The organism is Myxococcales bacterium (assembly GCA_016716835.1).
GTDB lineage: Bacteria > Myxococcota_A > Polyangia > Haliangiales > Haliangiaceae > JADJUW01.
This window is the reverse complement of record JADJUW010000001.1, coordinates 1,853,963-1,879,655: the sequence shown is the minus strand read 5'-3', so window position 1 is coordinate 1,879,655 and position 25,693 is coordinate 1,853,963. Positions and strand designations below refer to the sequence as shown.

Genomic DNA, 25,693 nt, shown 5'->3' with positions numbered 1-25,693 from the left:
CAAACCTGGGGGCGCGCAATAAAACGGGCAGCCCTACAACTCGGTCTTGATAGTGGTCTTGCCGCCGTCAGCTTTGAGTTTTAGCCGGCGCTTGGCCTCGGCCTCGCCGGCTTCGGCCTTCTTCTTCGCGACTTCTGCGGCAACTCGCGCCTTCTCGGCCTGGACCTCGGAGGCCTTGGCCTTGGCCAGGGCGGTCTTCAGCTGCAAATTGGCCGTTTCCAACTGGTCCCGCGTCATGGCGGTAGTTGCCTGGCTTTGGGTGGCGACAGCGTCGGCGGCGAGCGCCTTCTGTTCGGCCTCCTGCCGCTCGCGCTCCTTTAGCTCCGCGATGCCCAATTGCTTTTGGGCCGCGGCCTCGGCCTCTTTGGCGCGTACGGCCTCGGTCTTGGCAAGCGCGGCTTGCGCCACCGCCTCGGTCTTGGCGCTGCGAATGGTCACCAGCGCACCCGCCCCGACGATGATGATGCCGATCAAGATGGCAAACCCAATTGCCACCAGCGAGCGCTTGCGCCGCGTCGCCTGGCGGTGGCCGCGTTGCGCCGCAAGCAAAAATTCGCGCTCGTGCGGCGGCAGGTCGCCTTGATAGCGCTCGAGAAATTTCCCGGCCTCGACGGCCATCTCGCTGCGCCACACCAGATCTGCCGCCTTGCCGCGCAGCAGCCATTGCTTGGTCGCATTGCGCACCTCGGCGAGGTAGGCGGCGTTTTCCTTGCCCTCCTCGATCCATCGCGTCAGCGTTGGCCAGCGCGTGATCAGCGCCTCGTGCACGATTTCTACGGTAGCGCCGTGATCGTCACCCTCGACGTGCAGCAGCCGCGCTTCGACGAGCTTGCCAAGCACGAGTTCGGCCTCGCTGGTGTCGGCGGTTAGCGCATGCAGCTCGCCGCGCTCGACGATGGCGCGCGTGCCATCGGTGGTCACCAGGCGCAAGAGCATCGCCTGCGCCAGGCGGCGCGCCGAGGTGGGCAACGACGCCACCACCTTGTCGGCATGTTGCGCAAAGGCGCCAGCGACGCCGCCGATCGCCTCGTAGCTCGCGCTCGTGATCATCTTCGCCGTGCGATCGCGCCGTTCCCACAGCTGTGCCGCCGCGAATTGCAACAGCGGCAAGGCGCCGGCGCTGGTGGCAAGCGATCGCACCATGTCGTCGGCGATGGCAGGCGTTTCAAAGCGATAGCCCGCAAGCTCGGCCGGCGCGACGATGGCTTCGCGCAGGCCAACCGCGTCGGGCGGCGAGAGAAAGAACAGGCCGCGCGTCAGCTCGTCGAGGAACAACCGGTTCTCCGACGCGCGGTCCAGGAAGTCTGAGCGCATCGACAAGATCACGCGCACCGGCGCGCCAGCGTCGTCAGCCGCGCCGCACAAGGCGAGCACGAACGCGTGGCGCTCGACCTCGTTGGCCACCAGCGTATAGGTCTCCTCAAATTGGTCGACAACCAAGACGACGCGTCCCCGCTTGGCCCGAGCGTGCGCTCGCAACAGGGCGCCCAGGTAGCCCGGTTCGCTCGCGAGCTTGTCCGTGATCGCCGCGATCTTGGCTTCCGCGCTCGTGCCCGGTGGCACGGAAATCATGCCCTCCACCGCCTGGGCCAACGCGAGCAGCGGACGGCGCCCCGGCCGGATCACCAGGGATTGCCAGGCCGCATCGTCGCTCTTGAGCGCCGGAATGATGCCGGCCTGCACGAATGACGACTTGCCGTTGCCGGACGGGCCGACGACGGCCATGAGCGGATGAGCCTGGAGAAAGCCAAGCCCGGCGCGCACCTCGGCGGTGCGTCCAAAAAACTGCGCGGCGTCGCGCTCGTGAAAGGCGGCGAGGCCGCGATAGGGCTCGTCATCGACCGCAACCGCGCGGCCCATGGCTTCGGCGAGAAAGGCCTCGAGCGCCGCCTGCAACTCGCCAGCGGTGGCAAAGCGCGCCGTCTTGGGCTTGGCGAGACACCTATCAACCAACCGCACAAATGATTTCGGTTGGTCGGGTGCCGCTTGCGCCAGCGACGGCAGCGGCGTTGCGATATCGAGCATCGCGCGCCGCAGCGCCTCGCCGGTCGGCGTGCCCAGCGGATGGCGGCCGGTGATCGCGCGAAAGAGAATGATCCCAACCGCGTAAAGATCGCTCTGAAAGTCGACGGCATCGGCGCCCCACTGTTCGGGCGACATATAGGGCAGGGTGCCAACCGCGTTGCCGTCGTTGCTAAGCGTGTGATAGGTGTGCTCGTCGAGTTCGGACCCGAGTTCGGCTTTTGCGGGCAAGGTCGCGGGCGTGGCGCCCGCCTCGGCAAATAGCTTGGCGATGCCGAAGTCGAGGACCTTGACCGTGCCGCTGGTCGTGACAAAAATATTTCCGGGTTTGAGGTCGCGGTGAACAATGCCGTGGTCGTGGGCTCGTCCGAGCGCGCGCACCACGGGCAACATGAGTTCTACCGCGCGCCTCGCCGTCAGCTGTTCGGCGCGCAGGATGTCGGTAAGCGTCTGGCCCTCGAGATACTCGAGCACCATGTACGGCGAGGCGTGATACTCCCCAACCTCATAGATGACGACGATGTTTTCATGGGTGCACTGCGCCGTCGTGCGCGCCTCGACGAGAAATCGGCTGGTCAAGCGTTCGTCGACATTGAGCAAGAACTTGAGCGCGACGCGCCGGCCAAGCTTGGTGTCGCGGGCGAGATGGACGCGCCCCATGCCACCGCGGGCGATCTCGCGGATGACCTCAAATCGATCGATGATGGTCCCCGGTGCAAACTCATCAGGTGGCTCGGCCGCCGCACGCGGTGGAATGCGACCGGGCATGCGGATCGCTGCGGTCGCGGTCTGCGGGCTTGACGGCGCCGAGCGCTCCGCACCCGGCATGGATCGTTGGCTCGGCGTGGGCGACGTGGCTGGGCGTGGTTGCAGCTGTGGCGGCGTCGCCGCGGCGGACACCGTCGGCGGACGCGGAGGTGCGCCCGCCACAGACGGCGCTCGTGGGGGCGAGCCGGGCGGTGGCCCAGCGTCAATTTGCGTTTTATCCTTCACAGCCGCTTTTTTTATTATGCGGCGCCTATGGCGAGTTCTCAATGTGGGTTAGGGCTGACATTTCGGGATAGCCTGCGCGCGGTGAAGCGGCGGCGCGCGATGGCACCGGGCCTGGTATCCTTGGTTCGAACAGCGCTATCATTGTCGGCGTGAAGCAGTTGATCCTCGCGCTGGTTGCAAGTTCATTGGCGCTGGTGGGCTGGGATGGGCCTGCGGCCGCCACGGCTCAGCCTCGGCCATGGGAGGCCGCGACGGAGGAGCAGCGCGCGCGTGCGCGCGCCTTGGTGGCACGTGCCGATGAGCAATACAATGACGCCTCGGTAAGTCGCGCCGTCGAGCTCTATCTCGAGGCCCTGGCGATTTGGGACCACCCGGCCATTCACGCGCCGCTAGCGATTGCCTACAACGAACTCGATAAGCCGGTCGAGGCGTACGAACACATGCAGGCCGCCTTCGCCTTTGGCAGCGAGCCACTCGGCAGCAATCACGAGGTCGCGCAAAAGCGCTTCGAGATGATTAAGAAGAAGATCGGCACCATCGAGATCAAGAACACGACCGCGGGTGCCGAGATCAAGCTCAATGGCGACGTCGTGCTAACGGATGCGGGCGTCGCCACCAAGATCGCACGCGCCGGTCAGCGCCATATCGTCACCGCGACGCGCAAGGGCATGCAAACGCTGACCCGTGAGCCAGACGTGGTAGGCAACGAAACCGTTGCCGTGGTGATCACGATGCAGCCGATTCAGCCCAAGTACGTGCGTCGCTACAAAAAGACGTGGGTGCCGTATACGGTCGCGGCCGCGGGGGTCGTGGTCGCGGGCTTTGGAGGGCTTTTGTACGCGCAGGCGCTCGGCGATAAACAACAATTTAACGATCTCTACGGCGCGACGTGCCCCACAGGCTGTGCGCGGGCGCAGTGGGACGATCGCAATCCGCTGTTGTCAGACCTCGACGCGTCAATGAAGCGTCAGAGCGCGCTGGGGATCGCGGGCTTTGCGGTCGGCGGCGCGCTGACGGCGACCGGAATCACGTTGCTCATTCTAAATAAGCCGCGCGCGGTTTGGCCCGATGAGGCCGCCCCGGGCGCGCCCGCTGCGCCAGCGCGACTGTCGGTGGTGCCAATCATCGGCCGCGACCTCACGGGCCTCGCGACGACGTGGTCGTTCTAGCTTCGTTGTGGCTAGCGCGTGGCGTCGAGTGACGCGCAATGCGTTGCATAAACGTGGCCGGCCGCCGCGAGGTTGTTTTCGTAGCTGACGTCGAAGTCAAAGGCCACCAGCCGCGGGTTGGCCATGGAGATGGCGGTTGGCTCGATGGCGATCGACGTCGCGCTCGACGGCGCCAAGACCTCGGTAAGGTCGCCCGCGAAATCTAACAAGCTGCTGGTAATGCCATCGGCCGCGCTGAGATCGTCGCGATTTGCGAAGACCGGCAGGCCGGCAATGATGAGCGTTTGCGCCGGCGTTGCCGAAGCCTCGGACGGGCAGCCATCATCACCGCCGCGATACAGCTCGAGGTATAAGGTTTGATTGCCGCCATCGGTCGTCACGCCAAAATAGGCACGATCGAAGGCAACGCTAAGCGTCGTGTTGCTCGCGTCCGCGTCGAGGATGGCGCAATTGCCATCGCAAGTGGCCAGGCTCGGAGGCTGCGTCACCGGCGGTGGCGCATCGGGCGGGGGCGCCGCGGCAGGGTCGTCGCTGGCGCAGCCCGCAGGCAAACCCACCACAATGGCGATCAAGAGGCTCGCGACCGTTTCGGTCGGCGTGAAAAAGCGACGCATCCGCCGAGGCTACACCACGTCGAGCGGCGTGCAACGTGATCTTGCGCGCGGCTTGCGCTATCAAGGTCGCATGCAGAAAACTTGTGGTGCTTTGGCTGTTGCCGTGGGGTTGATCGTGGCAGGAGGCGCGGCGTGCGCGCGTACCCAGCCCAACGCCGCGCCGGCGCCAGCCACTTCGGCCACCAGCGCTACGGCTGCCGCGACCCCCGCGCCCGAGGCAGTTGCAGCTCCCGCGACGTACGAGGGCCTTGGTGCCGACAGCGTGCTTGCCGCGCGTGTCGCTGAGTTCGCGCCGCCGCCAGTTGACCCCGCCGTGGCTGAACCCATCAGCGCCATGCTAGACGTTGCCAGCGCCGAGGGCGGCGTGGTGACCGAAGACGGCAAGCGCATGTTCTTTAATTGGCGAATCACGGGCGTCTCGCAGGTATGGCGGCAGGACGGACCTCTGGCCTATCCGATCCAGCTCACGGGTGGTCGTGGCGCGACAACCATTAGGGCGCTTAGCCCCGATGGCTCGTTTCTGGTCGTCGCTCGCGATTTTGATGGCCAAGAAAATCCGGGGCTTTATCTGCTCGCGCCAACAGGTGGGCCGATGACCAAGTTGTTTCATAAGCCCGGCGTACAGGCCTTTCTCGATTTTGTTAGCGATGACGGGCGCTATATTTACTATCGCACCAATGAGGCGCGCCGAGATGCCTTTGCGCTCCATCGCTTCGATCGACAAACCGGCGCCACCGACGCCGTGCTCACTGAGCCAGGCTTGTGGGCGGTGCAAGACTATCGCGGCGACGAGGTGCTGCTTGAAAAAACCATCGGCAATACGCACAATGAGATCTGGCGGCTTAATCTGCGCGACAAATCAATGCTGCCCGTGCTTGGGCAGGATGCGACGTCGGAGTGGACGGTGAGGTTCGGCGCGGCGGCAGGGCAGTATCTCGTGCTCACCGATCACGAGTCTGAATTCACGCGACTTTGGGCGTACCACGCCGGGCAGCCCCGTCGCCGCCTCTCGCCTGATGTGCGCTTCGACGTCTCGAGCTTCTCGATCGATCACCTGCGCAAGCGAGTTTACTACGTCACCAACGAAGCAGGCTTTAGTCGGCTCGCCATGCTCGATGCGGCGACGCTGCGGCCTATGCGCGTGCCTGCGCTGCCTGCCCACGAAAACGCCTGGGGTGGCGGCACCACGCGTAACGGTCGTTTTTCGGCATTTAGCTACGATGGCGCACGCAGCCCGGCGGCGACGGTCATCCACGATTGGCGCACCGGAAAATCCGTAGCGTGGCGCACGCCGAGCCTGCCCGAAGTAAATGCCGACGCCTTGGTCGCGCCAACGCTCGAAAGCTACCCCGCACGCGACGGCACGCCTATTCCGATGTTTGTTTATCGCCCGGCTACGTGCGCGAAAGGCGACGGCACGCCATGTCCGGTGGTGGTGCATTTTCATGGCGGCCCCGAATCTCAAACGCGTGCCGGATTTTCTGCGTTCGCGCAAGTGTTCGCCCGCGCCGGGTTTATCTTGGTCCAGCCCAACGTGCGTGGCAGCACTGGCTATGGCAAGGCCTGGCTTGACGCCGACAACGGCGCAAGGCGGCTCGCGGTCGTGACCGACATCGAGGATTGCGCGCGCTATCTCCGCACGGCCTGGCGGCAGGGCGGCGTGGCGCCCAAGCTCGGCGTTTATGGCTCGAGCTATGGCGGGTTTTCCACCATGTTCGCGATGACCTATTTTGCCGGCAGCTACGATGCCGGCGTTGCGAGCGTCGGCATCTCGAATTGGCAGACGTTTCTCAAGAACACCGCGCCGTATCGCCGCGCGCTGCGCATCTCCGAGTACGGCGATCCCGTCAAGGATGAGGTGGCGTTGCGCGAGCTGTCGCCGATCACCCATGCGACCAAGCTGCGAGCGCCCTTGCTGCTGCTGCAAGGCGTCAACGACCCACGTGTGCCGGTCGGCGAAGCGTTGCAGTTCTACGATGCGGTGCGCGCGGCAGGCCAGCCCGGCGCCGAGGTGGCGCTCATCTTGTTCGCTGACGAAGGTCACGGCGCGGGCAAGAAAGACAACCAGGTTATCTCGTTGGCCCATACCCTCGCGTTTTTTAAGCGGCATCTGCAATAGGAGCTGAGCGCTCCCGCGGCGGCCAAGCCTTAACGCAAACGTGATACGGTTGGCCTGATGTCGAGCCAGCTCGTTGTTGCCTACGTCGTCGCGGCCTCGCTGACGTCACTCGGCTGCGCGACGGCGCAAAGCTCCGCAGGCGGCGAAGATGCCGCGACCGATGCGGTAAATGATGCGCCGCTGCCGGCGGATTGCGCAACTCGCCCCGCGGGATGGCAACTGCTTGAACCAGGCTTTGTTGCCGACGCCGACCCCGAAACCGATGTCGTGCGTGCGATGCTCCTGGCTCATCCAGGTGGCGATGTTTCGTTTGTCGCGACCGAAGGCGATAACGCCGTCGTGCGCTCCTATGCCGGCGGCCAATGGTCCACGCTCGGCAACGTCGTCAATGTCAATGCGGGCAACACCCCGGCCTATGCCGGCTATCTTGCGCGAACTGCCGCAGGCGATCTCGTCCTCTCCGCGGTGGAATTTGGCGGCGTCGATGGCACGGGTGTGTATGTGTTTCGCCTAGAAGGCGAAACGTGGACGCCAATTGGCGCTGAACTCAGCACTGCCAGCGCCTCGGTCGCGGGGGCGCCGCTCGTAGTCTTCGGCGAGCAAGTGAACGTCTTGTGGTCGCAGTATTTCGACAGCGAAACCATTGGCAAGAGCCGCATTAATGGCAAGCGGTGGGAGGGCAGCGCGTGGAGTTCGCTCGACCCGCCGCTCGGGCAAATCGCGGGGCCAGGCGCGTCGGCGATTTCGCCACATGCCGCGATCGACGGCGATGGCCGCATCTATCTCGTGTTTGCCGAAAGCAGCCAAAGCTATATTCGCTACCGCGATCAAAATGATGCCACCTGGCAGACGCTGGGCACGGGCATCATCGGCAGCGGCGCCTTTGATCCGCGGGTGGCGCTCGCGGATGACGGCACCATCTATGTTGCATACAGCAAGTCGGATGTGGAGAGTGGTTCTGCCATTGTCGTGGTTGAGCGTTACAACGGCAGCGCATTTCAGGAAGTCGTAAGCATTAATGAAGCGGCGGGCCATGCCAATATCAAGGGCCTCGTCGCGACCGGTGGCCGCGTCATCGTCGCGTGGGTCGAGGGCAATGATCCGACCCGCGCAGTCTATGTCGCCGATGTCGCCGCTGCGTCGGTGGAGGTGCTTGGTGGCGCGCAAGGCAGCGGCGTCGTCGAGGCCTCGCTCGCCGTAGACGCCTGTGGTGACGCCGTGGTTGCCTATACCAGTGGCGCCAGCGGTGCGCGCGTGGTCCGCGTCGTTCGGCATCACTAGATGACAAGGTTTGCGCGCTAGGGCGCAATCTGGCACGCTTGGGCCATGCCAATATGCAAAGCCTGCGGCGACGAGGTCGCCGCGCTCAAGACGATCAAGGTCGATGGGAAAGCAAAAAAGCTGTGCGAGGAATGCATCGATCGCGCGCGCGAACAAGCCGAGATAGCCGAGGCGAGTGAATCAGTGATTCAAGGCATGATGGGCTATAAGGGCCGTCGCTAAGCCCAGCCACGCCTCGTAATGTTGCGAGATTGTTGCGCACCCGACCTCGCGCCTTGCTGGAAACCGCGTCGGCAATGCGGTAGGTTTAAGGCAACGAGGAGGAGGCATGGCTATGCGACCCAACATTCTGCAGTTTGCCACGGTGTTCGCCGCGGTTGCTTGCGTGGGCTTGGTGGTCGGGCTGTTGGGGGGCTGCGAGGGCCGCGGCCCGCGTACCTCGAGTAAGGTCGCGCCGGGGCTAATCGTGGTCGATCCAGCAATTTGTGCCCGCCTGGTTTCCAGCCAATTTGGCGATACATATTTTCCTGGGATGGCGCGAACCACCAAGGCGACGAAAATTACGCCCGACGTCGTTGCCTGCGACATCCAATACGCGACGCCGAGCAAGGTTCCCTCGTCCACCACCGCGCGCATCGAATTGCTGTGTGGTGCCAAGATTACCGATGACGGGGCGCTCGCGGCGGCCAGGCAGCAATACCGTTCACTTGGCATTGCGGTGCCATCACTTGGAAAATTGGCCTATGCCTTTGGGCCCGGCGATCTGCAATTTTGGGACGACGACAGCACGTGCAGCGTGCGGATCTACGCCGCGCACCTAAGCGAGTCGTACGTCGACGCCGCGCGGGCGCTCGCCTCGGAGCTCGGCCCACATGCCGCCGTTCGCTAACAGGCCGCGATGATGGGCACCGTGTTGCTGCGATCGCATACGCGCTGGCTTGGCGTTCTCTTCGTCGTTGCTGGCTTGGCGCGCGATGTCAGGGCCGACCAAGCGGACGTTACGCACGCGGTCGCCGCGACGTTGTGGTGGTGTGCCGGCGTTGGCACCACGGATGGCGGGTCGTTTGAGTCCCAGTGTTTTACGGCCTACGGCGATTGCCTCGCGTATCGCGATCAGGTCACGCCACACGAGCGGCTCGAGATTGCCGCGTGCGCGTCGCAGCCGCGCGCGTGGGTAGTGGCGATGCCGCCCGCGCGTGGTGTAGGGACTGCGGCTGCCGTGTATGAGGCGCGGCAGACGCGGCAAGAATGCCGAGCATATCGCCGTGCCTTGCTCGCCAGCGTGGGCGCCAAGCATCTGCGCGTTTCGCCGTGCCGTGCTCAGCGGCCACGGCAGGCGCGAGGACGCAATGCGGCGACCTTGCGCATGCAGCGCGCCGCCGCGTCGCACGCCGGCGCCGCCTCCGCGCCGTGAGCCGGGCCCGAGATTGGCTTTGGACGGTACAAAAATGGGTGCGCCCCTGTGGCGTCGGCGCGGGGCCGGCGCTATTGAGTGGTAGCTCGGCGCCTTGGTGCCATTCTCGTCAATAAAGGAAATTACACATGATCAAACGCCCAAAAATCGCAATCATTGGTGCCGGCGGCAACGTCGGCGCGGCCGTCGCCCAATGGGCCGTGCAAAAAGAGCTCGGCGAGCTGGTGCTCATCGACCTTAAGGCGACCGCCGCCGAAGGCCGCGCGCTCGATCTCACCCAATGTGGCGCGTGGGAAGGCTTTAACAGCGCCGGCTTTGTCGCCACCGACAAGCCCGAAGCCATGAAAGACGCCGACGTCGTCGTGATGACCGCCGGCGTGCCGCGCAAGCCCGGCCAATCGCGCGAAGAGCTAATTGGCATCAACGCCGGCATCGTGCGCGACATCTGCAAGAACATTAAAACCCACGCGCCCAACGCGATTTTGATCGTCGTGTCAAATCCGCTCGACGCCATGGTCTACGTCGCCAAGCAAGTGACCGGCTTTCCACGCGAGCGCGTGATCGGCTCGGCCGGCGTGCTCGACAGCGCCCGCTTTCGCACCTATCTCGCCATGGCCGCCGGCGTCAGCGTCGAAGACGTGCAGGCCATCGTGCTTGGCGCTCACACCGACAAAGACATGGTGCCCATCATCTCCACCGCGATGATCGGCAACGTGCCGGTCGGCAAATTCTTGTCGGCCGAAAAACTAAACGAAGTGGTCGAGAACACCAAGAAGGGCGGGGCGACCCTCACCGCGCTCATCGGCACCTCGGCGTGGCTTGCGCCTGGCGCCGGCACCTGCCTCATGGTGGAAGCCATCGTGCGCAACCAAGGCCGCGTGCTGCCATGCTCGGTCGAGCTCAAGGGCGAATTTGGCGTCAGCGACGCGTTCGTCGGCGTACCAGTGAAGCTCTCGGCCAAGGGCGCCGAGGCGATCTATGAATTCGAATTGTCCGCCGGCGAAAAAGACGCCTTCGGCAAATCCGTCGCCGCCAACGTCGAGCTCATGGGCATCGCCAAGGGCTTTTTGGTTTAGCCTGCCCCAAATGGCCTGCGCTGCGGAGCTCTTTCGGAAGCCAAGCGCAACAGCAAAAATCGCTTCGTTCGCCATCGTAGCATCCTCATTAGCCAAGCATCGCATCGCACGTGAGGCTTAATGGCCCCAGCTGGCGAATCGCCACGGAGTCAAGTGCGCCTTTTAGGCCCGTTGCAGCAGGCACGCTGCTGGCATCAATTTTGAATAATGATCCCTTCATGTCTACATTTGCATCAAAATGGCTCGTCCACGCTCTTGTCGCGACCACCTGTCTAATTGCGCACGCCGGGTCAGGCAAACGCGCCGCCACCGGGGCGCCTCAGATTCAGCCCGATAAATCCCCGAAGACGCAATCAGTGGTCCGGCGTGGCTCCGTGAAGAAGCCAAAAGCACCGGGCGCGTCGGCCAAAGGCAAAACCGTTACTCGTTGGTATAGCCAATGGTCGCGGCCCGTTGGCGCTCCGACCTCGCGCGAAATTGCCCCAGCGGTCGCTCCGGCCAAAGGCAAAACCGTCACTCGTTGGTATAGCCAATGGTCGCGGCCCGTTGCCGATTGAAGGCTCCGAGCGGTGCATACGCCTGCAGGGAGCTAGCGTATGAGCATCAGTCATTTGAGGGAGACGCGCTAACGTGAGGCAACCGCATCACACGGCGTACCGAGATTGCCAGGATAAACGCCGAGCTCGCTGTAAATCATGGCGGCATTTTCCTCCACCGGCACGATGACGAGCTTGGTGGCCTTCTTGCGCGCGATCCATGAGGCCTCGGTGGCGCCGCTGATTAGGCGCAAGTCGCCGCCTTTGGTGGAGTAAATCTCGCCCTCGGAGTCGGAGACGACATTGGTCATCTTGAGCGCCTTCATCCCGCCCTTGGGGCCGCGGAAGATGCGATAGCCCTTGCCGCCATGTTCCTCGCGCAGCCGGTCGATGTATACATAGACACCCTTGTCATCGCGCGCCAAAAAATGCGCTTGCCGCGTCCAGAAACGCGACACGAACTTTGCCGACGCCAAGAGCTTGTCGCTGTCTGCGGCGGCCATCAGCGTCCATTCCTCGGTCGCCTTGCCACAGCGCAGCGTAATCTTGCCGCTTTCTTTCTCGCGCGTAATGCGACCACCATCGGCTAGCCCAATCGCCGCGCGTGGCGACCAAAATCCAATGGACCAGCTGGTCTCGCCAGATGCATGCCGATTGAACATGCGTTGTTGATAAAAGGTCGTGCCGTCGAGGCTGTAAAACATGAGGTCATCGTCGATGTTGTTGGGCACGACGATAATTCCCAGCATCGGGTGCGTCAGCCATCGAAAGTTTTTCTTGACGCTGCTGACATCGACGGGCGTCGGCGCAGGATCGGCTAGGGTGGCTTGTGGTGCCGCAGAAGAGGCTGCCAAAAAACACAGCAGCACGGGCCAAAAGGCACGGGGAGGTTTTTTCATGGTGCCTAATTGTATACCATGCACGCCATGGTCACCACCTCAGCGACGGCGCTCGGCGCCACCATTGGTGGCACCTACAAGCTCGAGGCGTTGCTCGGTCAAGGCGGCATGGGCGCGGTGTATCGCGCCAGCCACATCCGGTTGCCCAACAAGTACGTTGCGATCAAATTTTTGCATGCCACGGCGGTCAACGCGGAGACCTTGGCGCGCTTTCGCCGCGAGGCCGAAATCGCGTCGCGTATTGGGCACCCCAACATCGTGCGGGTCGATGACGTCAATGAAATGCCGGATGGCACGCCGTATCTCGTGCTTGAATATTTGCAAGGCGAAACCCTTGCGCATTTGCTGGCGCGAGGCCCGCTTGACGTCGCAACGACCACCATCATTCTAAAGCAGGTGGGGTCGGCCCTGCGTGCGGCGCATCAACACAACATCGTCCATCGCGATCTCAAGCCCGACAATATCTTCCTCGTCGCCCCCGAGGCCGACGACGCGACCGGGCAGGTGCTGTGCAAGGTGCTCGATTTTGGCATTTCCAAAATTCGCGGCTCGCAGACCGTTAAGACGCAAGACGCCGCCGTGCTGGGCACCCCGCAGTACATGTCGCCTGAGCAAGCCAACGGCGAGCACGACCTCGTCGACGAGCGCACCGACGTCTTTGCGCTTGGCGCCATCGCCTACGAAATGCTCGCGGGGCGGCCAGCCTTTGAAGGCCGGTCGATTCCCGAGGTGATGTACAAAGTAGTATTTGTCGAGCCGACGTCACTCTCCGAGCTGGTGCCAAGCTGTGCCGGCCGAATTGAGCTGGCAATCGCAGGCGCGCTCACGAAAGATCGCAATCAGCGCACGCCGAGCGTGGCGGCCTTTCTCGAGGCCTTTGCCGGCGCTGCGGTGCTGACGGCTAGCGGCTCGCCCGCGGCATCGCTGGGGCCGGTTGATTCCATGGCGATGACGATGGCAGCCGGGGCGACAGTCCCACCAGTGCGCCGCGAAGTTGCGGTGTCGACGCTGGCAGCAGAGCCAAGCACCGTGCGCACGCGCGCCTCGCGACGCGGCCCTCTGCTCTTCGCGCTTGGCGTGTTTTTCGCGGCGGGGGTGGGGGGATTTTTGCTGCTAAGCAAAAAAGGCGAGCCGGGTTCGACGGCGCTAGTTCTTCCGGCGCAACCATCGGTTGATGCGAGCAGCGCGCCGGCACCTGATGCGGCCATCGCGGTGGCCGTCGATGGAGCTCCTGTCGTCGATGCAACGTTGCCCCTCGTGCTTGATGCCTCCACGCCGCAGCCCAGGCCCGCCGCCCCACCGGTTGCAGGGCCGCCAAAAGTGACCCAGCCGGGGCCACCGCCATCACCCAACGCGACGCCTCAAGCGTCGCCCGAGCCCGGTGATTCCACATCGTCCGGCGGCAGCGCGCTGGCGTTGGCCAAGGCTGGCGACCTGCCCGCAGCGGTCAAGGCGGCCAATCGCGAACTGATGGGCAGCGGCGATATGAGCGGCGCCCATGCCGTGCTCGCGATGGACGCCTGCGTGAAATCCGATCTCGAATCATTCCATCGCCATCTGCGTCAAATCAAAAAACTGCGCCAGAAGCGGTCAGCAATTGCATTTTGCACACGTCACGGCATCGAGCCGTAATCCGGAATGTCTGCTTTCAGGTTATGGTTGCCTCCTGTGGAGGTCGGCCCCAATTTGCCGCGGTCAAGCCATTGATGCAGACTGTATACGCTTCTTGATCTCCGCAATCGATAGCACCTTGTTGCGGCCGAGATGCACGACGCGGTGGCAGTTGGCGCAGAGGATGGCGAGATCACTCAGCTTCGTCCGAACCTGCCTTGCGGTTGAGGCCAGCGGCTTTAGATGGTGAACCTCCGCGTAGTCGATGCCGTAGATTTTCGCAAAGTCGAACCCGCACACTTCGCAGGCGACCGATTTGCATTTTTGCCTGGCCTCGGCGATCTTCTGATCGCGCAGTGCGCGTTCGCGTACCGGCAGGTGGGCGCACGTTTCTTCCGCGAGCATAAATTGCAGGGCAGTGTTGGTGGCACCGAGGGATGTGGATACCACAGCCGTCTCGCGGCGCCCCAGAGGGTCGCTATCTGCGAGCAGGAAGACACGTGCGCCCACCTGCCGTCAGCGCGACTCAAGGAGGATTCGGTGCGCCCAACGCGCGGGCTTGCAACTAGTGCTTCAGCAGCTTGGCCAAGGTGACGCCCATCTCAGCAGGCGTCGACGCGACGGCAATGCCGGCAGATTTCATGGCGTCGATTTTCGCGGCCGCCGTGCCCTTGCCGCCGGAGATAATTGCACCGGCGTGGCCCATGCGTTTGCCCGGAGGGGCAGTTTGGCCGGCGATGAAGCCCGCGACCGGCTTTTTCACGTTGTGCTTGATGAAGTCCGCGGCCTCTTCTTCCGACGAGCCGCCAATTTCGCCGATCATAAAGATCGACGTCGTCTTGGGGTCTTCGTTAAAGAGCTTGATGCACTCGAGGAAATCGAGGCCCTTGACCGGATCGCCGCCGATGCCGATCGCGGTCGATTGCCCGAGGCCGAGCGCGGAGAGCTGATGCACCACTTCGTACGTCAGGGTGCCTGAGCGCGACACCACGCCGACGCTGCCAGGCTTGTGAATGTAGCCGGGCATGATGCCAATCTTGCATTCGCCAGGCGTAATCACGCCAGGGCAGTTGGGCCCGACGGTAATGACATCGGGGTAGTCCGACGCGAGCACGGTCTTGACCTTGAGCATGTCGTGCGCGGGAATGCCCTCGGTAATCGTAATGATGAGCTTGATGCCGGCCGCGGCCGCTTCCAAGATTGCATCGGCAGCCGCTGGTGGTGGCACATAAATGACCGTCGTGTTGGCGCCGGCTTTTTCGACCGCTTCGCGACAGCTATCAAACATCGGCACGGTTTCTAAGCCCGCGACCTTGGCGCCGCCTTTGCCAGGCGTGACGCCCGCGACCACCTTGGTGCCGTACTCGACCATTTGCTTGGCGTGAAACGCACCGGCCGAGCCAGACATGCCTTGCACCACGAGGCGCGTGTGATTTCCAACTAGAACACTCATTTGGCCAACTCCACTGCTTTTTTCGCGCCATCGGCCATGTCAGCCGCGGCGATAATGTTGAGACCCGACTCCGCGAGCATTTTCTTGCCGATTTCGACATTGGTGCCTTCGAGGCGCACGACCAGCGGGACCTTGAGGCCGACTTCCTTCACCGCGGCAATCACGCCCTCGGCGATGGTGTCGCATTTCATGATGCCGCCAAAGATGTTGACGAAGATCGCCTTGACGTTTTTGTCGGCGGTAATGATCTTGAACGCGGCCGCGACCTTCTCGGCCGTGGCGCCACCGCCGACGTCCAAGAAGTTCGCCGGCGAGCCGCCATAGAATTGGCAGATATCCATGGTGCCCATCGCCAGGCCCGCGCCATTGACCATGCAGCCGATGGTGCCGTCGAGCTTGATGAACGACAAATCCCACTTCTTGGCTTCGAGCTCCGCGGGGTCTTCTTCGGATGGGTCGCGCCAGGCCTCAATGTCGGCGTGGCGATACATCGCGTTGTCGTCGAAGTTGATCTTGGCGTCGAGCGCCAGCACGCGGCCATCGGTGGTGGTGATGAGCGGGTTGATCTCCAGCAGCGAGCAGTCCATCTCCATGTAGCACTTGGTCAGCGCTTGCATGAATTTGCCGAGCTCTTTGGCCGCGGCGCCCTTCATGCCGAGCTTGGCCGCGAGGTCGCGCGACTGGTGGTCTTGCCAGCCAACGCCCGGATGCACCGCTAGCTTGAAGATTTTCTCGGGGTGCTTTTCCGCGACCTCTTCGATGTCCATGCCGCCTTCGCGCGACGCCATCACAATGACGCGGCCGATCGAGCGATCGAGCAACATCGACAAATAGTATTCGTGCTCAATTGGCAACCCTTGCTCGATCAGCAGGCGCTGCACCTTCTTGCCCTCGGGGCCGGTTTGCGGCGTAACCAGCTGCATGCCGAAGATCGCCTTCACCGCGGCCTCAGCATCGGCGCGCGTCTTGGCGACTTTTACGCCGCCGCCCTTGCCGCGACCACCAGCATGGATCTGCGCCTTGACCACGACCACATCGGTCTTGGCCTCCGCCTGCACCTTGGGGATCGCGGCGAGCGCTTCTTCTACGTTCATGGCGGCGATGCCGTAGGGCACGGGCACGCCATACTTGCGAAATAGCTCTTTGCCTTGATACTCATGGATTTTCATGGACGGTCCTTTGCGGTAAAGCGGCGCATTGATAGCGCCTGCCTCGCGGGTTTGCAAGGCGCGGCGCACCTCCACGCGAGGTCGCACGCGTCGCGCATCGCAGGTTGCAGATCACGCCGCGCAGCGCGCACATCGGCGCATATCTTGGCACATGCGCGCCTGCTCGATAGCAGGCCCTAGGTCTTTACGCGGTACAGCCCAACGACTAAGGTCAGTTCGCCGTGAAGCTTCATTTTATAGGCATCGGCGGGACCGGCATGGGCGCGGTCGCCGGCCTGGCCAAGGCCGCGGGGCACGAAGTTCGGGGTTCCGACACGGCGGTATATCCGCCCATGAGCGAGCAGCTCGCCGCGCTTGGCATTCCGGTGTTCGAAGGCTACGCGGCCGCCAATCTCGCATGGCAACCCGATGCGGTCGTCGTAGGCAATGCGCATGGCAAGACGCACGTCGAGGTGGTCGAGGCCGAGCGCCTCGGCATCCGCTTGACCTCCTTTCCCGAGGTGCTCGGTGGTGAATTCCTCGCGGCACGCCATGCCATTGTGGTGGCCGGCACGCACGGCAAAACCACGACGACATCGGTGATTGCGCACATCTTGACCGAGGCCGGGCGCGACCCGGGTTGCTTTGTCGGCGGGGTGCCAATCTTGCAGGGCCAGGGCTGGCGCCTGGGCAGCGGCAAGGAGTTCGTCGTCGAGGGCGACGAATACGACACCGCCTTTTTGATAAGGGCTCAAAGTTTTTTCCACTATCACCCGCAGACCGCGATCGTGACGTCGATCGAGCTCGATCACGTCGACATCTTCGCCTCGCTCGAGGCGGTCAAGGCCGCCTTTACGCGCTTCGTCCACCTGATCCCCGAGGACGGCACGCTGCTGGTGGCCCACGACAGCGAGACCGCCTTGGAAGTCGCGCGCGACGCCGACTGCAAGATCGAAAGCTACGCGGTCGTCGATGCCGTAGGCCCCGATGCGAGCGCGAGCCGGCCTATTGGCGTGACCTGGCTCGCCACCAATCTTGAGCAGCTCAAGTCGAGCCGCGTCGCGTTTGATTTGTATCGCCTCGGCGAAAAACAGGAGCGGTTCGAGACCCTGCTCACGGGCAACCACAATATCGCCAACTGCGTCGCGGCGATCGCGGTGTGCCTCAATCGAGGCCTCACCGTGGCCGAGGTCAAGCGCGGCTTGGCGACGTTTGCCGGCGTGCGCCGTCGCCAGGAGTTGCGCGGCATTGCCAGCGGCGTGCACGTGTTTGACGACTACGCGCATCACCCAACCGCGGTGCGCGAGACCTTGCGCGCCATGCGCCAACGCTTTGGCGCGCGCCGCTTGATCGCCGCGTACGAGCCGCGCTCCGCGACCTCGCGGCGAAATATTTTTCAAGACGACATGGTAGATGCCTTTGCCCTGGCCGATGAAGTCGTTATTTGGCAACCGTTTGACACCAGCAAAATTCCCGAGGCCGAGCGCTTTGATCCCGAGGTGCTGGCGCACGGCCTGTATGCGCGCGGCGTCAAGGCGTCGTACCTGCCGCAAATCGACGCCTTGGTGCAGCATATCGCCGATAGCGCCGGCCCGGGCGACGTCGTCGTCGCGTGCTCGTCGGGTGGGTTTGGCGGGTTTTTCGACAAGCTGCTCGACGCCTTGGGCGATGCGGTGTTGCCGGCCCGCGCGGGCGATATGGTCGCGGTGCGAGGCCTGCTCGCCGCGGTCGACATGTGGACCACCTATGCGCGTGATGAAGATGCCAGCTCGTTTTTCGTGCTGCGCAATGAGAGCGGCATCGTCGCGTCGGTGGCGTTAGACGTCTACGGCGAGGAGGCCGTCCTGCGCGCGCTGGTGGTGAGCCAGACCTGGCGAGGCAACGGCTATGGTTGGATGTTAGCGGATACCGCGGTGAGCCACGCCCGCTTTCGCGGCGTGCGCCGCATCTATCTCATGACCGAGCACGCCAGCGATTTTTTTGCTTCCAAGGTTGGATTTCGCGTCGTCGACCGTTCGACCGTCGCCAACGTCGTGGCGCAGAGCGCGACCTTTCGCGCCAAGAGCGACGCCTCGGTGGCGATGCGGCTGGACCTCTAGCGTGGATCGTCGCTAGCCTATGGACCAGTCGCTTCCCAGCTTGCTCGCGCATGCCCGCGCCGCCGCGCGGGTGGCCGCGGAGGGCATTGGCTCGACGCCGCCGATTGCGATCGCCACTAAGACCACGTTGTCAGATCTGGTTACCGAATTTGACGTGCTTGCCGAACAGCTCATCCGCGCCGAGCTGGCGGTGCGAACCCCCGATGTCGCAGTGGTGGGCGAGGAGGGCGGTGGCGAACTGGCCGACCTCTATTGGTCGGTGGACCCGATCGACGGCACCGTAAATTTTGCGCATGGCGTGCCTATCTGGGCGGTTTCTATCGGCCTTGTCAGGGAAGGTCAGCCGGTGGCAGGGGTCGTGCTGGCCCCGGCCCTAGGGCAGGAGTTTTACGCCGCGCAGGGCCTTGGTGCCTTCTTGGTTGTGAGCAAGGGCGGCGCCGCTAGCGAGGCGCCGCGTCGGCTACAGGTGAGCCGCACGCCGCAGCTAGGGACATCGCTGCTTGCCTCGGGCTTTCCCTACGATCTTCGCGACCCGGCCACCAACAACTTCCGCCAGTGGGAGGCGATGCATCGCGCGTCGCACGCCTGCCGGAGGCTCGGCGCGGCGTCGCTCGACGTTTGTTATGTTGCGGCCGGCTGGTTTGACGGCTTTTGGGAGCTCGATTTGCACCCGTGGGACGTCGCGGCGGCAAGCATCGTGCTCGCCGAGGCGGGCGGGCGCCTAAGCGAACACGACGGTGGCGCCAACTGGCTACTGTCTGGCGACGTGGTGGCGAGCAATGGCCACCTCCACGACGAGCTGTTGGCGGCGCTCGCCGCGACGCGCCGAGGCTAAGCCATATGGTCATCGGCTGCATCCTCGGCGGCGGCGACGCGACGCGATTTGGCGGCATCGACAAGCTCGCGCTCCAGATCGAGGGCAGCTCGATCTGCCAGCGGCTGCTTGCCGCGCTGGCACCCGTGGTTGACGAGGTCGTGGTGGCTACCGGAGCCGCCGGTCGCGCGCGCCTGGATTCGGTGCCATCTCACGTCCGCATCGTCCACGACGCCGCGCCTGGCCTTGGCCCGCTCGCCGGCCTCGCGGCGGCATTTTCGCAATCCTCGGCGACGGCCGTGGTGCTCGTGGGCGGCGACATGCCATTCATCACCACGCCCGTGCTGCGGCGGTTGCTCGCCGCGTATCGCGCGGGCCACGATGGCGCGGCATTTAGCGTAAATGGCCGCTTAGAGCCACTTTTGGCGGTGTATGGCCGCGCCCTTTTGCCGCACGTAAGCGACCTGCTAGCGCGCGGATCGCGGCGCATGAGCGACGTCCTTGAAAAGTCAATGGGGAACGTTTGCGTGCTAACCGAAAACGACTTAGCAAGCGTTGATGAACATTTCCGTTGCCTGACAAATCTAAACTCGGCTCACGATGTCGCGCGCATCCGGAGCACGTAAAAAAATTCGCCCTTAAGGCGCGCGGATCGGCAAGTTCTCACTTTCCTCTCGCAGAGAAATCGGTAGATTCCGATCCCCCATGCGCGTCGGCCCTCTGACTATCGATCCCGCGGTGCTTTTGGCACCGATGGCCTCGGTAACCGACCTGCCATTTCGCACCGTGTGTGAAGAGTTCGGTGTCGGCCTTACCATCACGGAGTTTTTAAGCGCCAAGGCGTTGCAGCTCGGCGACAACAAGACCACGAAAAAACTAACTGCCAGCTTGGGCGGTCGCCCATTTGGTGTGCAAATTTTTGGACGCGAGGAAGCAGCGATGTTCGCGGCGGCGCAAGTCGCGGTCGGCATTGGCGCCTCGCTCGTCGATATCAACATGGGGTGCCCGGCCAAGCGCGTCGTCGCCGGCGAGTGCGGTTCGGCGCTGATGCGCGAGCCCGAGGTTGCGCAGGCGCTGGTGCGCGCGGTCGTTGCCGCGGTGCCGGCCCATGTGCCGGTCACGGTTAAACACCGCGCAGGCTGGGACGCGACCCACCTCAACGCGCCAGAATTCGCTTGCGCCTTGGTCGAGGCCGGCGCGCAGATGATTACGGTGCATGGGCGCACCCGGTCGCAGGGGTTTGGCGGGCGCAGCGACCACGCCATCATCGCCAAGGTGCGCGATGCCTTGCCCGCGCATATCCCGGTGGTGGCCAATGGCGACGTCGTCGACATCGAGGGGTACCTTCGCATCAAGGAAAACACCGGCGCCGACGCGGTCATGATTGGCCGCGGCGCCATGGGTAACCCTTGGTTTTTCCGCCGGCTCAAGGCGCTGGCGGCAGGCCATGCCGACCCGGGCCCGCCGACGCTGGAAGAACGCCTGGAGGCGCTGGAGCGCCACGTTGGGCTTATCGCGGAGCTCAAGGCTGGGCCGCGCGCGCTGCACGAAGTGCGCAAGGCCTGTGCGTGGTACGCCCGCGGCCTCTATGGCTGTAATGCCTTTCGCGTCGCCGTATGGGACACCAAGGACCTAGCCCTGCTGCTCCCCATGTCGCGCGACTATTTTTCACAACTTCTTGAGCGGCGATCGCGCCTCGGGCTAGCGCCAGAGGCAGATCGCTTGGAAATCAACGCGGTGATGGATGCCGCAGGGGACGACAGCGCCTTCGCCATGGCGAGCGCGTAGACAAAAAGGGGGATGCGACGTGCAACGCAATAAGAAAGACGCCCGACATTTTTTGGTAGCCGATAGCGCGCCGATGAAGGCCGTGGTCGCGGCCATCGAAGCGTTTGGCGCGGGCGACGAGCCAGTCTTAATTTGCGGCGAACACGGCACGGGCCGCGAACTCGTGGCGCGGGTGCTGCACGACACCAGCGCGCGCAAGACGCGGCGCTTTCTCGCGGTGCGCCCAACCTTTGTCGCGGAGTCAGAAGACGGCGCCGCGGTGACGCCAGAAGACATCGCCGCCGAGGCCGCCTTTGCCACCGCCGCGGGCGGCACCTTGCTCATTAAAGACATCAGCGATTTGTCGGCGGCGGCACAGCGCACGGTCAAGCGGGTGTTGCGGCGCGCGGCGGGCGATGGGCGCCCCGACGTCCGGCTGGTAGCGTCTGCCGATGCCGACCTCGAAGTGGCGGTCAATGGCAAGATGCTTGGCCGCGACCTCTACGACTCGCTCAGCCGCCAGCTCATCGAATTGCCGCCTTTGCGACAGCGCACCGAAGACATTCCCCAGCTCGTCGAGCGCTGGCTGAATCACTACGCGTCGGAAATAGGCCGCGGCTCGATGAAGGTCGCAACGCGGGCGCACCAACGCCTGATGTCGTATCCGTGGCCTGGCAACGTCGGCGAGCTTAAAAATATCGTGCGTCGCCTCGCGGCGCGGGTTTCCGGCGCCAGGGTAGAGGCCGGCGACATCGAAACGGTGCTGCCGGCCATTGCCGAGCGCGTGCCGCTTGAGGACATGTCGTTTGAAGACATGGTCAAGGCCAAGTTGTCGGGCTTTATGCGCCGCATGGATGGCTATCCCGTGACGGACCTCTACGAGAAAATCCTTGAGCGCGTCGAGCGACCGCTTTTTGACCTGGTGATGGAGCAAACCGCCGGCAATCAGGTGAAGGCGGCGGAGATCTTAGGCGTCAATCGCAACACGCTGCGCCGCCGTCTGGCCGTATTTGGCATGCGCACCAAGCGTGCCGGCAAGCGCGCCCGCGTCGAGGCCGCGCTTGATATCGTTAAAGCCACGGGCTCGGGCCAGTAGTGGCACGCCCAGGCGCAGAGCTTCAGCTCGGAATGCAAAAGCGAAAGACGACGCTGTCGGTGACGTCGCCGACGCTGGCGCTTAGCGTGATTTCCCACAGCCCGGGCATGAACATGTTCACCGGCTCAAGCGTGTAGTCGCCTGTCGCTGCACCTGGCGTCACCTCGGTGATCGTTGGCGTGCCATGGCCGTGGTCGGGCATAAAGGGCGTGACGTCGAAGTCATCTGCAGTGACCGGCGTGCCGTCCTGCGCTAGCTCCACGGTCCACGTGTTGTCGTTGCGAGCAGGTGGGGAGGGCGTCGCCTCTACGATGGTAAACGTTAACCCCGCTTCGCCCGTCTTGCTCAGGCCGGGCTCATACACGTCGTCGCGCGTCTCGAGATCGCAATCAACCGTATTCGAGTGGCCGTGCTCGTCGCTGCCGCAGGCTGCGAGCGCGAGGCTGGTGGCTGCGGTTGCGACCAAGCCCGTCATGGCCCACGCGTGAAAATTGTAGGTGTGCCTCATAAGTGCCTAAAGTGTATTCCACTATAGTCGGGCCGCAATGAAAGTTATTGAGTATCGCGGCAAGGGCGACGAGAGCGTCATCGCGGTGGGCGAGCGACCGACGCCGCAACCGGAGAGGTTGGGCGCAGGCATGGCGCGCGTGCGCGTGCAGGCGGTGGGGCTTAACCGCGCGGATCTGTTGCAGCGCAAAGGCCAGTATCCGGCGCCGGCGGGGTATCCGCCCGACATACCCGGGCTCGAATTCGCTGGCGTCATCGATGCGCTTGGCCCCGCAGGGGAGGACATTTGTCGCGCTGGGCGGTCGGCGATCGCGTGCTGGCGATCACGGGTGGCGGCGCGATGGCCGAGCATGTCGTCATCGCGCAGGACGAACTCGTCGCGGTGCCGGTTGGCATGAGCGCGGCTGAGGCCGCATCTATCCCGGAGGCCTTCGTGACGGCATGGGACGCCATCATCGTGCAAGGTCGCATGGCGCGCGGCGACGCCGTGCTCATTCACGCCGCCGCCAGCGGCGTCGGCATGGCCGCGGTAGCCATCGTGCAGGCCTTTGGCGGCCACGCCATTGCGACGACGCGCTCGGCGGCCAAGGCGGAGGTGGTGCGCCGCTATGCCCCAACGGCCACGGTGATCGTCGCGCAAGACAAGGCGAGCTTTGCCGCCGAGGTGATGGCGGCGGCGCCTGGTGGCGTTGCGGTCGTGCTCGATTGCGTCGGCGCGGCGTATTTCGACGACAACGTCAGCGTGCTCGCCCCTGGCGGGCGGTGGTTGCTCATCGGCTTTCTCGGCGGCTCGCGCAAAGAGATTTCACTTGTGCCTTTGCTTATGAAAAAGCTTTCGCTCATTGGTTCAACCTTGCGCTCGCGAGGGTCCGCGGAGCGTGCGGCGACGGCTGCCGCGTTTGCGCGCGAGGTGATGCCGCTCTTCGCGTCGGGGGCCATCGCCCTGCCGCCTCTGGTCGTCCGGCCCATCGACGAGCTGGCCGCCGCGCAGGCCGAGATGGAGCGCAATCTTACCGTTGGCAAGACCGTGCTAACAATGTGGCAACAGAGTTAGACTGCGTTGAGGCGACGCTTGGGACCGGCGACTTCTTCGCCAATTGCCTTCATGCGATTCTTCGCGTCGACAAAGACGCAGGTCGGCTGCCACGCCTGCGCAGCCTCGGCCTCGACCTCGGCGAACGTTGCAATGATGACCTTGTCGCCTGGCGCCGCATGGTGGGCGGCGGCGCCATTGATGCAAATGACGCCGCTGTTCTCGTCGCCGCGCAGGGCATAGGTTTGCAACCGCGTGCCGCGCGTGACGTTCCAGATGTGAACCTGCTCGTGCTCTAGAATGCCGGCCGCATCGAGGAGCTCACCGCTGATGGTAACGCTCCCCTCGTATTCGAGGTCGGCATGGGTGACGGTGGCGCGATGGATTTTTGCCTTAAACATGTGTAAGCGGTGCGACATTTTTCCTCCAGTCCCAGCCGCGGAGCGGTCTAGGCCTTTGTACAAATAGCGTGTAGCCAATTCTGCGCGCCGTCAATATCCAAGTTGGCTGGCGATCTCAAGCGCCTAGGGGTGACTTTGCCCCGCCGCCGGATGGCCTCCCGACCGCGGTGGCCACCTCGGTTGCCAGGGGCCAGGAGCCCAGCGCTAGCGTTTGGTGGTGCCCGGCACCTCGATGCGAAACGGCACCACGGTGACTTCCCCTGGGCTGACCGCGATCCCGCCCTTGCGTTGCTCTAGGGAGCCGCGCCGTACCTCAGTGTAGTAGGCGCTTAGTTCGTAGATGCCCGACTGCAGGGGCGGCGAGAGGGCGCGGCCCTGCGCGTCGGTTTGCAGCAAGATGGGCTCGCTGAGTTGCGCCGCCGACAAGAAGACGGTTACTTGCGCCAGCCGCTGCGCCTCGCCCGCGCTCTCGACGACGATTTCGAGCTTGCCGGTGGTGCCGCGGCCGTCGCCGAGGCGATATCGGGCAAGCGGTTGCTTGGTTAGCTCGTCATACGTCATTGCAATGTCGCCATCAAAGCCGAGATCAAATGCGACATCGACGGGCGTCATGCGACCTCGCTCGACGGCGATCCCCGACACCGTTATCCGCTGCGCGGCATAAGTCGCGGAGAGGGTGTACGTCCCGGGCGTCAACTCGCCGCGCTCAAACGAGCCGCGGCCGTCAAGCGAAAGGGCAGGGGCCGCACCCAGCGCCAGAGGGGCCAGCTCCACGCGCGCCACGGGCAAGGCTTCCCCGCTCGACTTGTCGCGCACCAAGCCGAATATGCCGCCGGTGGTCGGCCCTCGCGCGTGTTGGCGCGCGGCACAGCCGTTGCCAACGGCGCACGCGAGCAGCGAGATCAACGACGGCAGTGCCAGCAGCAAACGCAGATGAGCCATGCCGCGGCTGTAGCACCGGCGGCGCCCAATTACTGCGGCGCGGCACTTGCGCCACCCTCGGCATCGCCGCCACACTGCCCGCCATGTTGTATCTGTACTTGGTGTGCGCGGGGTTTGCGGGGACCTTCATCGCATTTACCCTCGCCACGGGCGGCGAAGGCGGCGCTGGTGACGATCTCGGGCACGACGCGGATGGTGGCGACGACGCGCATGCCAGCCACGCCTCGGTGCTGCCGGATTCATCGTTTTCATGGCTGCCGATCACGTCGCTGCGCTTTTGGACCTTTGCCCTCGCGTTTTTTGGGCTCACCGGCGCGATTCTCACCTGGCTCGGCAACACCGGCACCGTGGTGACCTTGCTGCTCGCGGTCGTCGTCGCGTGGGTGGTAGGGGTGATGGCGTCGTGGGTCAGCTATGTGCTCGGCGTGCGCGAATCGACCAGCCAAGTTTCCGATACGGACCTCGAAGGCGCTTCGGCCACCGTCATTGTTGCCTTTGGCAAGGGTGCCACGGGCAAGGTGCGCATCGAGTCCAAGGGGCGCGTGTTTGACGTGCTCGCGCTCACCGACGACGATGTCGCCTTGGCCGAAGGCGCGCAGGTCTTGGTCATTTCCGTCGCTAACGGCACAGCCACGGTATCGCCGATGTCGGTTAGCTAGGCGCGTAATCAGTAACGGGGAGAGGCAACAAGTGAGGGAG

25 protein-coding genes are annotated in these 25,693 nt (G+C 64.0%); 16 read left to right on the top strand and 9 right to left on the bottom strand.

Translation table 11 applies throughout. The annotated features are described in order from the left end of the window. Nucleotides 1-33: 33 nt before the first annotated feature. Complete coding sequence (locus tag IPL79_08325) at nt 34-3,015, bottom strand: protein kinase (GenBank protein ID MBK9070991.1); 2,982 nt, start codon at nt 3,013-3,015, stop codon at nt 34-36. A gap of 149 nt (nt 3,016-3,164) precedes the next feature. On the opposite strand from IPL79_08325, the gene IPL79_08320 reads away from it, so the two are divergent. Beyond that, nucleotides 3,165-4,184 (top strand): hypothetical protein, encoded by a 1,020-nt coding sequence (locus IPL79_08320; protein ID MBK9070990.1) that lies wholly within the window; start codon nt 3,165-3,167, stop codon nt 4,182-4,184. Between the two features lie 11 nt (nt 4,185-4,195). Here IPL79_08320 and IPL79_08315 read toward each other — a convergent pair whose 3' ends face one another. Beyond that, nucleotides 4,196-4,798, bottom strand: coding sequence for a hypothetical protein (locus tag IPL79_08315; protein MBK9070989.1), 603 nt, complete (start codon nt 4,796-4,798; stop codon nt 4,196-4,198). 70 nt (nt 4,799-4,868) lie between these two features. On the opposite strand from IPL79_08315, the gene IPL79_08310 reads away from it, so the two are divergent. The 6 genes from IPL79_08310 to IPL79_08285 all read left to right on the top strand — a co-directional run bounded on the left by IPL79_08310 (nt 4,869) and on the right by IPL79_08285 (nt 10,688). After that, nucleotides 4,869-6,917, top strand: a complete 2,049-nt coding sequence (locus tag IPL79_08310) for a S9 family peptidase (GenBank protein ID MBK9070988.1) — start codon at nt 4,869-4,871, stop codon at nt 6,915-6,917. Between the two features lie 57 nt (nt 6,918-6,974). Next, nucleotides 6,975-8,198, top strand: coding sequence for a hypothetical protein (locus IPL79_08305; protein ID MBK9070987.1), 1,224 nt, complete (start codon nt 6,975-6,977; stop codon nt 8,196-8,198). Nucleotides 8,199-8,243: 45 nt separating this feature from the next. Further along, complete coding sequence (locus tag IPL79_08300) at nt 8,244-8,420, top strand: hypothetical protein (GenBank protein ID MBK9070986.1); 177 nt, start codon at nt 8,244-8,246, stop codon at nt 8,418-8,420. 106 nt (nt 8,421-8,526) lie between these two features. Next, a complete protein-coding gene (locus tag IPL79_08295; GenBank protein MBK9070985.1) occupies nt 8,527-9,087 on the top strand; it encodes a hypothetical protein in 561 nt (186 codons plus the stop codon). Between the two features lie 9 nt (nt 9,088-9,096). Next, a complete protein-coding gene (locus tag IPL79_08290) occupies nt 9,097-9,612 on the top strand; it encodes a hypothetical protein (protein MBK9070984.1) in 516 nt (171 codons plus the stop codon). A 128-nt stretch (nt 9,613-9,740) separates the two neighbouring features. After that, nucleotides 9,741-10,688 carry a malate dehydrogenase gene (locus tag IPL79_08285; protein ID MBK9070983.1) on the top strand — a complete coding sequence of 316 codons (948 nt, stop codon included), beginning with the start codon at nt 9,741-9,743 and terminating at the stop codon, nt 10,686-10,688. 625 nt (nt 10,689-11,313) lie between these two features. Here IPL79_08285 and IPL79_08280 read toward each other — a convergent pair. Further along, a complete protein-coding gene (locus IPL79_08280) occupies nt 11,314-12,123 on the bottom strand; it encodes a hypothetical protein (protein ID MBK9070982.1) in 810 nt (269 codons plus the stop codon). 27 nt (nt 12,124-12,150) lie between these two features. On the opposite strand from IPL79_08280, the gene IPL79_08275 reads away from it, so the two are divergent. Next, nucleotides 12,151-13,755, top strand: a complete 1,605-nt coding sequence (locus tag IPL79_08275) for a serine/threonine protein kinase (protein MBK9070981.1) — start codon at nt 12,151-12,153, stop codon at nt 13,753-13,755. A 63-nt stretch (nt 13,756-13,818) separates the two neighbouring features. Here the strand turns inward: IPL79_08275 and IPL79_08270 are convergent, their stop codons facing one another. The 3 genes from IPL79_08270 to sucC form a co-directional block, all read right to left on the bottom strand. Continuing rightward, a complete protein-coding gene (locus tag IPL79_08270) occupies nt 13,819-14,139 on the bottom strand; it encodes an HNH endonuclease (GenBank protein ID MBK9070980.1) in 321 nt (106 codons plus the stop codon). A 160-nt stretch (nt 14,140-14,299) separates the two neighbouring features. Beyond that, entirely contained in the window at nt 14,300-15,187 is an 888-nt protein-coding gene (gene sucD / locus IPL79_08265) for a succinate--CoA ligase subunit alpha (GenBank protein MBK9070979.1), read from the bottom strand. Then, on the bottom strand, nt 15,184-16,356 hold the full coding sequence (gene sucC / locus IPL79_08260) for an ADP-forming succinate--CoA ligase subunit beta (protein MBK9070978.1): 1,173 nt from the start codon (nt 16,354-16,356) through the stop codon (nt 15,184-15,186). The genes sucD and sucC overlap by 4 nt, the downstream gene beginning before the upstream one ends. 221 nt (nt 16,357-16,577) lie before the next feature. Between sucC and IPL79_08255 the strand changes: the two genes are divergently transcribed. The 5 genes from IPL79_08255 to IPL79_08235 all read left to right on the top strand — a co-directional run bounded on the left by IPL79_08255 (nt 16,578) and on the right by IPL79_08235 (nt 22,111). Continuing rightward, complete coding sequence (locus IPL79_08255; protein ID MBK9070977.1) at nt 16,578-18,434, top strand: GNAT family N-acetyltransferase; 1,857 nt, start codon at nt 16,578-16,580, stop codon at nt 18,432-18,434. Between the two features lie 19 nt (nt 18,435-18,453). Further along, nucleotides 18,454-19,269 (top strand): inositol monophosphatase, encoded by an 816-nt coding sequence (locus tag IPL79_08250; GenBank protein MBK9070976.1) that lies wholly within the window; start codon nt 18,454-18,456, stop codon nt 19,267-19,269. A 5-nt stretch (nt 19,270-19,274) separates the two neighbouring features. Further along, entirely contained in the window at nt 19,275-19,874 is a 600-nt protein-coding gene (locus IPL79_08245) for a molybdenum cofactor guanylyltransferase (GenBank protein ID MBK9070975.1), read from the top strand. Nucleotides 19,875-19,953: 79 nt separating this feature from the next. After that, nucleotides 19,954-21,036, top strand: a complete 1,083-nt coding sequence (gene dusB, locus IPL79_08240) for a tRNA dihydrouridine synthase DusB (GenBank protein MBK9070974.1) — start codon at nt 19,954-19,956, stop codon at nt 21,034-21,036. A 19-nt stretch (nt 21,037-21,055) separates the two neighbouring features. Beyond that, nucleotides 21,056-22,111, top strand: a complete 1,056-nt coding sequence (locus IPL79_08235) for a sigma-54-dependent Fis family transcriptional regulator (GenBank protein MBK9070973.1) — start codon at nt 21,056-21,058, stop codon at nt 22,109-22,111. A 22-nt stretch (nt 22,112-22,133) separates the two neighbouring features. On the opposite strand, the gene IPL79_08230 is transcribed toward IPL79_08235, so the two are convergent. Next, nucleotides 22,134-22,619 carry a FixH family protein gene (locus IPL79_08230; protein ID MBK9070972.1) on the bottom strand — a complete coding sequence of 162 codons (486 nt, stop codon included), beginning with the start codon at nt 22,617-22,619 and terminating at the stop codon, nt 22,134-22,136. Between the two features lie 37 nt (nt 22,620-22,656). Between IPL79_08230 and IPL79_08225 the strand changes: the two genes are divergently transcribed. Together IPL79_08225 and IPL79_08220 are read left to right on the top strand one after the other, a co-directional pair. Continuing rightward, entirely contained in the window at nt 22,657-23,016 is a 360-nt protein-coding gene (locus IPL79_08225) for an alcohol dehydrogenase catalytic domain-containing protein (protein MBK9070971.1), read from the top strand. After that, nucleotides 22,905-23,672 carry a zinc-binding dehydrogenase gene (locus tag IPL79_08220; GenBank protein MBK9070970.1) on the top strand — a complete coding sequence of 256 codons (768 nt, stop codon included), beginning with the start codon at nt 22,905-22,907 and terminating at the stop codon, nt 23,670-23,672. The genes IPL79_08225 and IPL79_08220 overlap by 112 nt, the downstream gene beginning before the upstream one ends. Here IPL79_08220 and IPL79_08215 read toward each other — a convergent pair. Beyond that, nucleotides 23,669-24,070: an aspartate 1-decarboxylase gene (locus tag IPL79_08215; protein MBK9070969.1), complete on the bottom strand. Its 402-nt coding sequence runs from the start codon at nt 24,068-24,070 to the stop codon at nt 23,669-23,671. The two genes, IPL79_08220 and IPL79_08215, sit on opposite strands and share 4 nt — an antisense overlap. A gap of 186 nt (nt 24,071-24,256) precedes the next feature. Continuing rightward, entirely contained in the window at nt 24,257-24,994 is a 738-nt protein-coding gene (locus tag IPL79_08210; GenBank protein ID MBK9070968.1) for a carboxypeptidase regulatory-like domain-containing protein, read from the bottom strand. 83 nt (nt 24,995-25,077) lie between these two features. Here IPL79_08210 and IPL79_08205 point away from each other — a divergent pair, with 83 nt between their 5' ends. Continuing rightward, complete coding sequence (locus tag IPL79_08205) at nt 25,078-25,653, top strand: hypothetical protein (GenBank protein ID MBK9070967.1); 576 nt, start codon at nt 25,078-25,080, stop codon at nt 25,651-25,653. Nucleotides 25,654-25,693 lie beyond the last annotated feature (40 nt).

Bases quoted from the DNA above. Each gene is read 5' to 3' on its own strand.
- IPL79_08275 (MBK9070981.1), top strand. From the start codon at position 12,151: ATGGTCACCACCTCAGCGACGGCGCTCGGCGCCACCATTGGTGGCACC.
- IPL79_08300 (MBK9070986.1), top strand. From the start codon at position 8,244: ATGCCAATATGCAAAGCCTGCGGCGACGAGGTCGCCGCGCTCAAGACG.
- IPL79_08305 (MBK9070987.1), top strand. From the start codon at position 6,975: ATGTCGAGCCAGCTCGTTGTTGCCTACGTCGTCGCGGCCTCGCTGACG.
- IPL79_08295 (MBK9070985.1), top strand. From the start codon at position 8,527: ATGGCTATGCGACCCAACATTCTGCAGTTTGCCACGGTGTTCGCCGCG.
- IPL79_08205 (MBK9070967.1), top strand. From the start codon at position 25,078: ATGTTGTATCTGTACTTGGTGTGCGCGGGGTTTGCGGGGACCTTCATC.
- sucD (MBK9070979.1), bottom strand. From the start codon at position 15,187: ATGAGTGTTCTAGTTGGAAATCACACGCGCCTCGTGGTGCAAGGCATG.
- IPL79_08270 (MBK9070980.1), bottom strand. From the start codon at position 14,139: ATGCTCGCGGAAGAAACGTGCGCCCACCTGCCGGTACGCGAACGCGCA.
- IPL79_08215 (MBK9070969.1), bottom strand. From the start codon at position 24,070: ATGTCGCACCGCTTACACATGTTTAAGGCAAAAATCCATCGCGCCACC.
- dusB (MBK9070974.1), top strand. From the start codon at position 19,954: ATGCGCGTCGGCCCTCTGACTATCGATCCCGCGGTGCTTTTGGCACCG.
- IPL79_08280 (MBK9070982.1), bottom strand. From the start codon at position 12,123: ATGAAAAAACCTCCCCGTGCCTTTTGGCCCGTGCTGCTGTGTTTTTTG.
- IPL79_08250 (MBK9070976.1), top strand. From the start codon at position 18,454: ATGGACCAGTCGCTTCCCAGCTTGCTCGCGCATGCCCGCGCCGCCGCG.
- IPL79_08210 (MBK9070968.1), bottom strand. From the start codon at position 24,994: ATGGCTCATCTGCGTTTGCTGCTGGCACTGCCGTCGTTGATCTCGCTG.
- IPL79_08310 (MBK9070988.1), top strand. From the start codon at position 4,869: ATGCAGAAAACTTGTGGTGCTTTGGCTGTTGCCGTGGGGTTGATCGTG.
- IPL79_08285 (MBK9070983.1), top strand. From the start codon at position 9,741: ATGATCAAACGCCCAAAAATCGCAATCATTGGTGCCGGCGGCAACGTC.
- IPL79_08245 (MBK9070975.1), top strand. From the start codon at position 19,275: ATGGTCATCGGCTGCATCCTCGGCGGCGGCGACGCGACGCGATTTGGC.
- IPL79_08230 (MBK9070972.1), bottom strand. From the start codon at position 22,619: ATGAGGCACACCTACAATTTTCACGCGTGGGCCATGACGGGCTTGGTC.
- IPL79_08290 (MBK9070984.1), top strand. From the start codon at position 9,097: ATGATGGGCACCGTGTTGCTGCGATCGCATACGCGCTGGCTTGGCGTT.
- IPL79_08315 (MBK9070989.1), bottom strand. From the start codon at position 4,798: ATGCGTCGCTTTTTCACGCCGACCGAAACGGTCGCGAGCCTCTTGATC.
- IPL79_08225 (MBK9070971.1), top strand. From the start codon at position 22,657: ATGAAAGTTATTGAGTATCGCGGCAAGGGCGACGAGAGCGTCATCGCG.
- sucC (MBK9070978.1), bottom strand. From the start codon at position 16,356: ATGAAAATCCATGAGTATCAAGGCAAAGAGCTATTTCGCAAGTATGGC.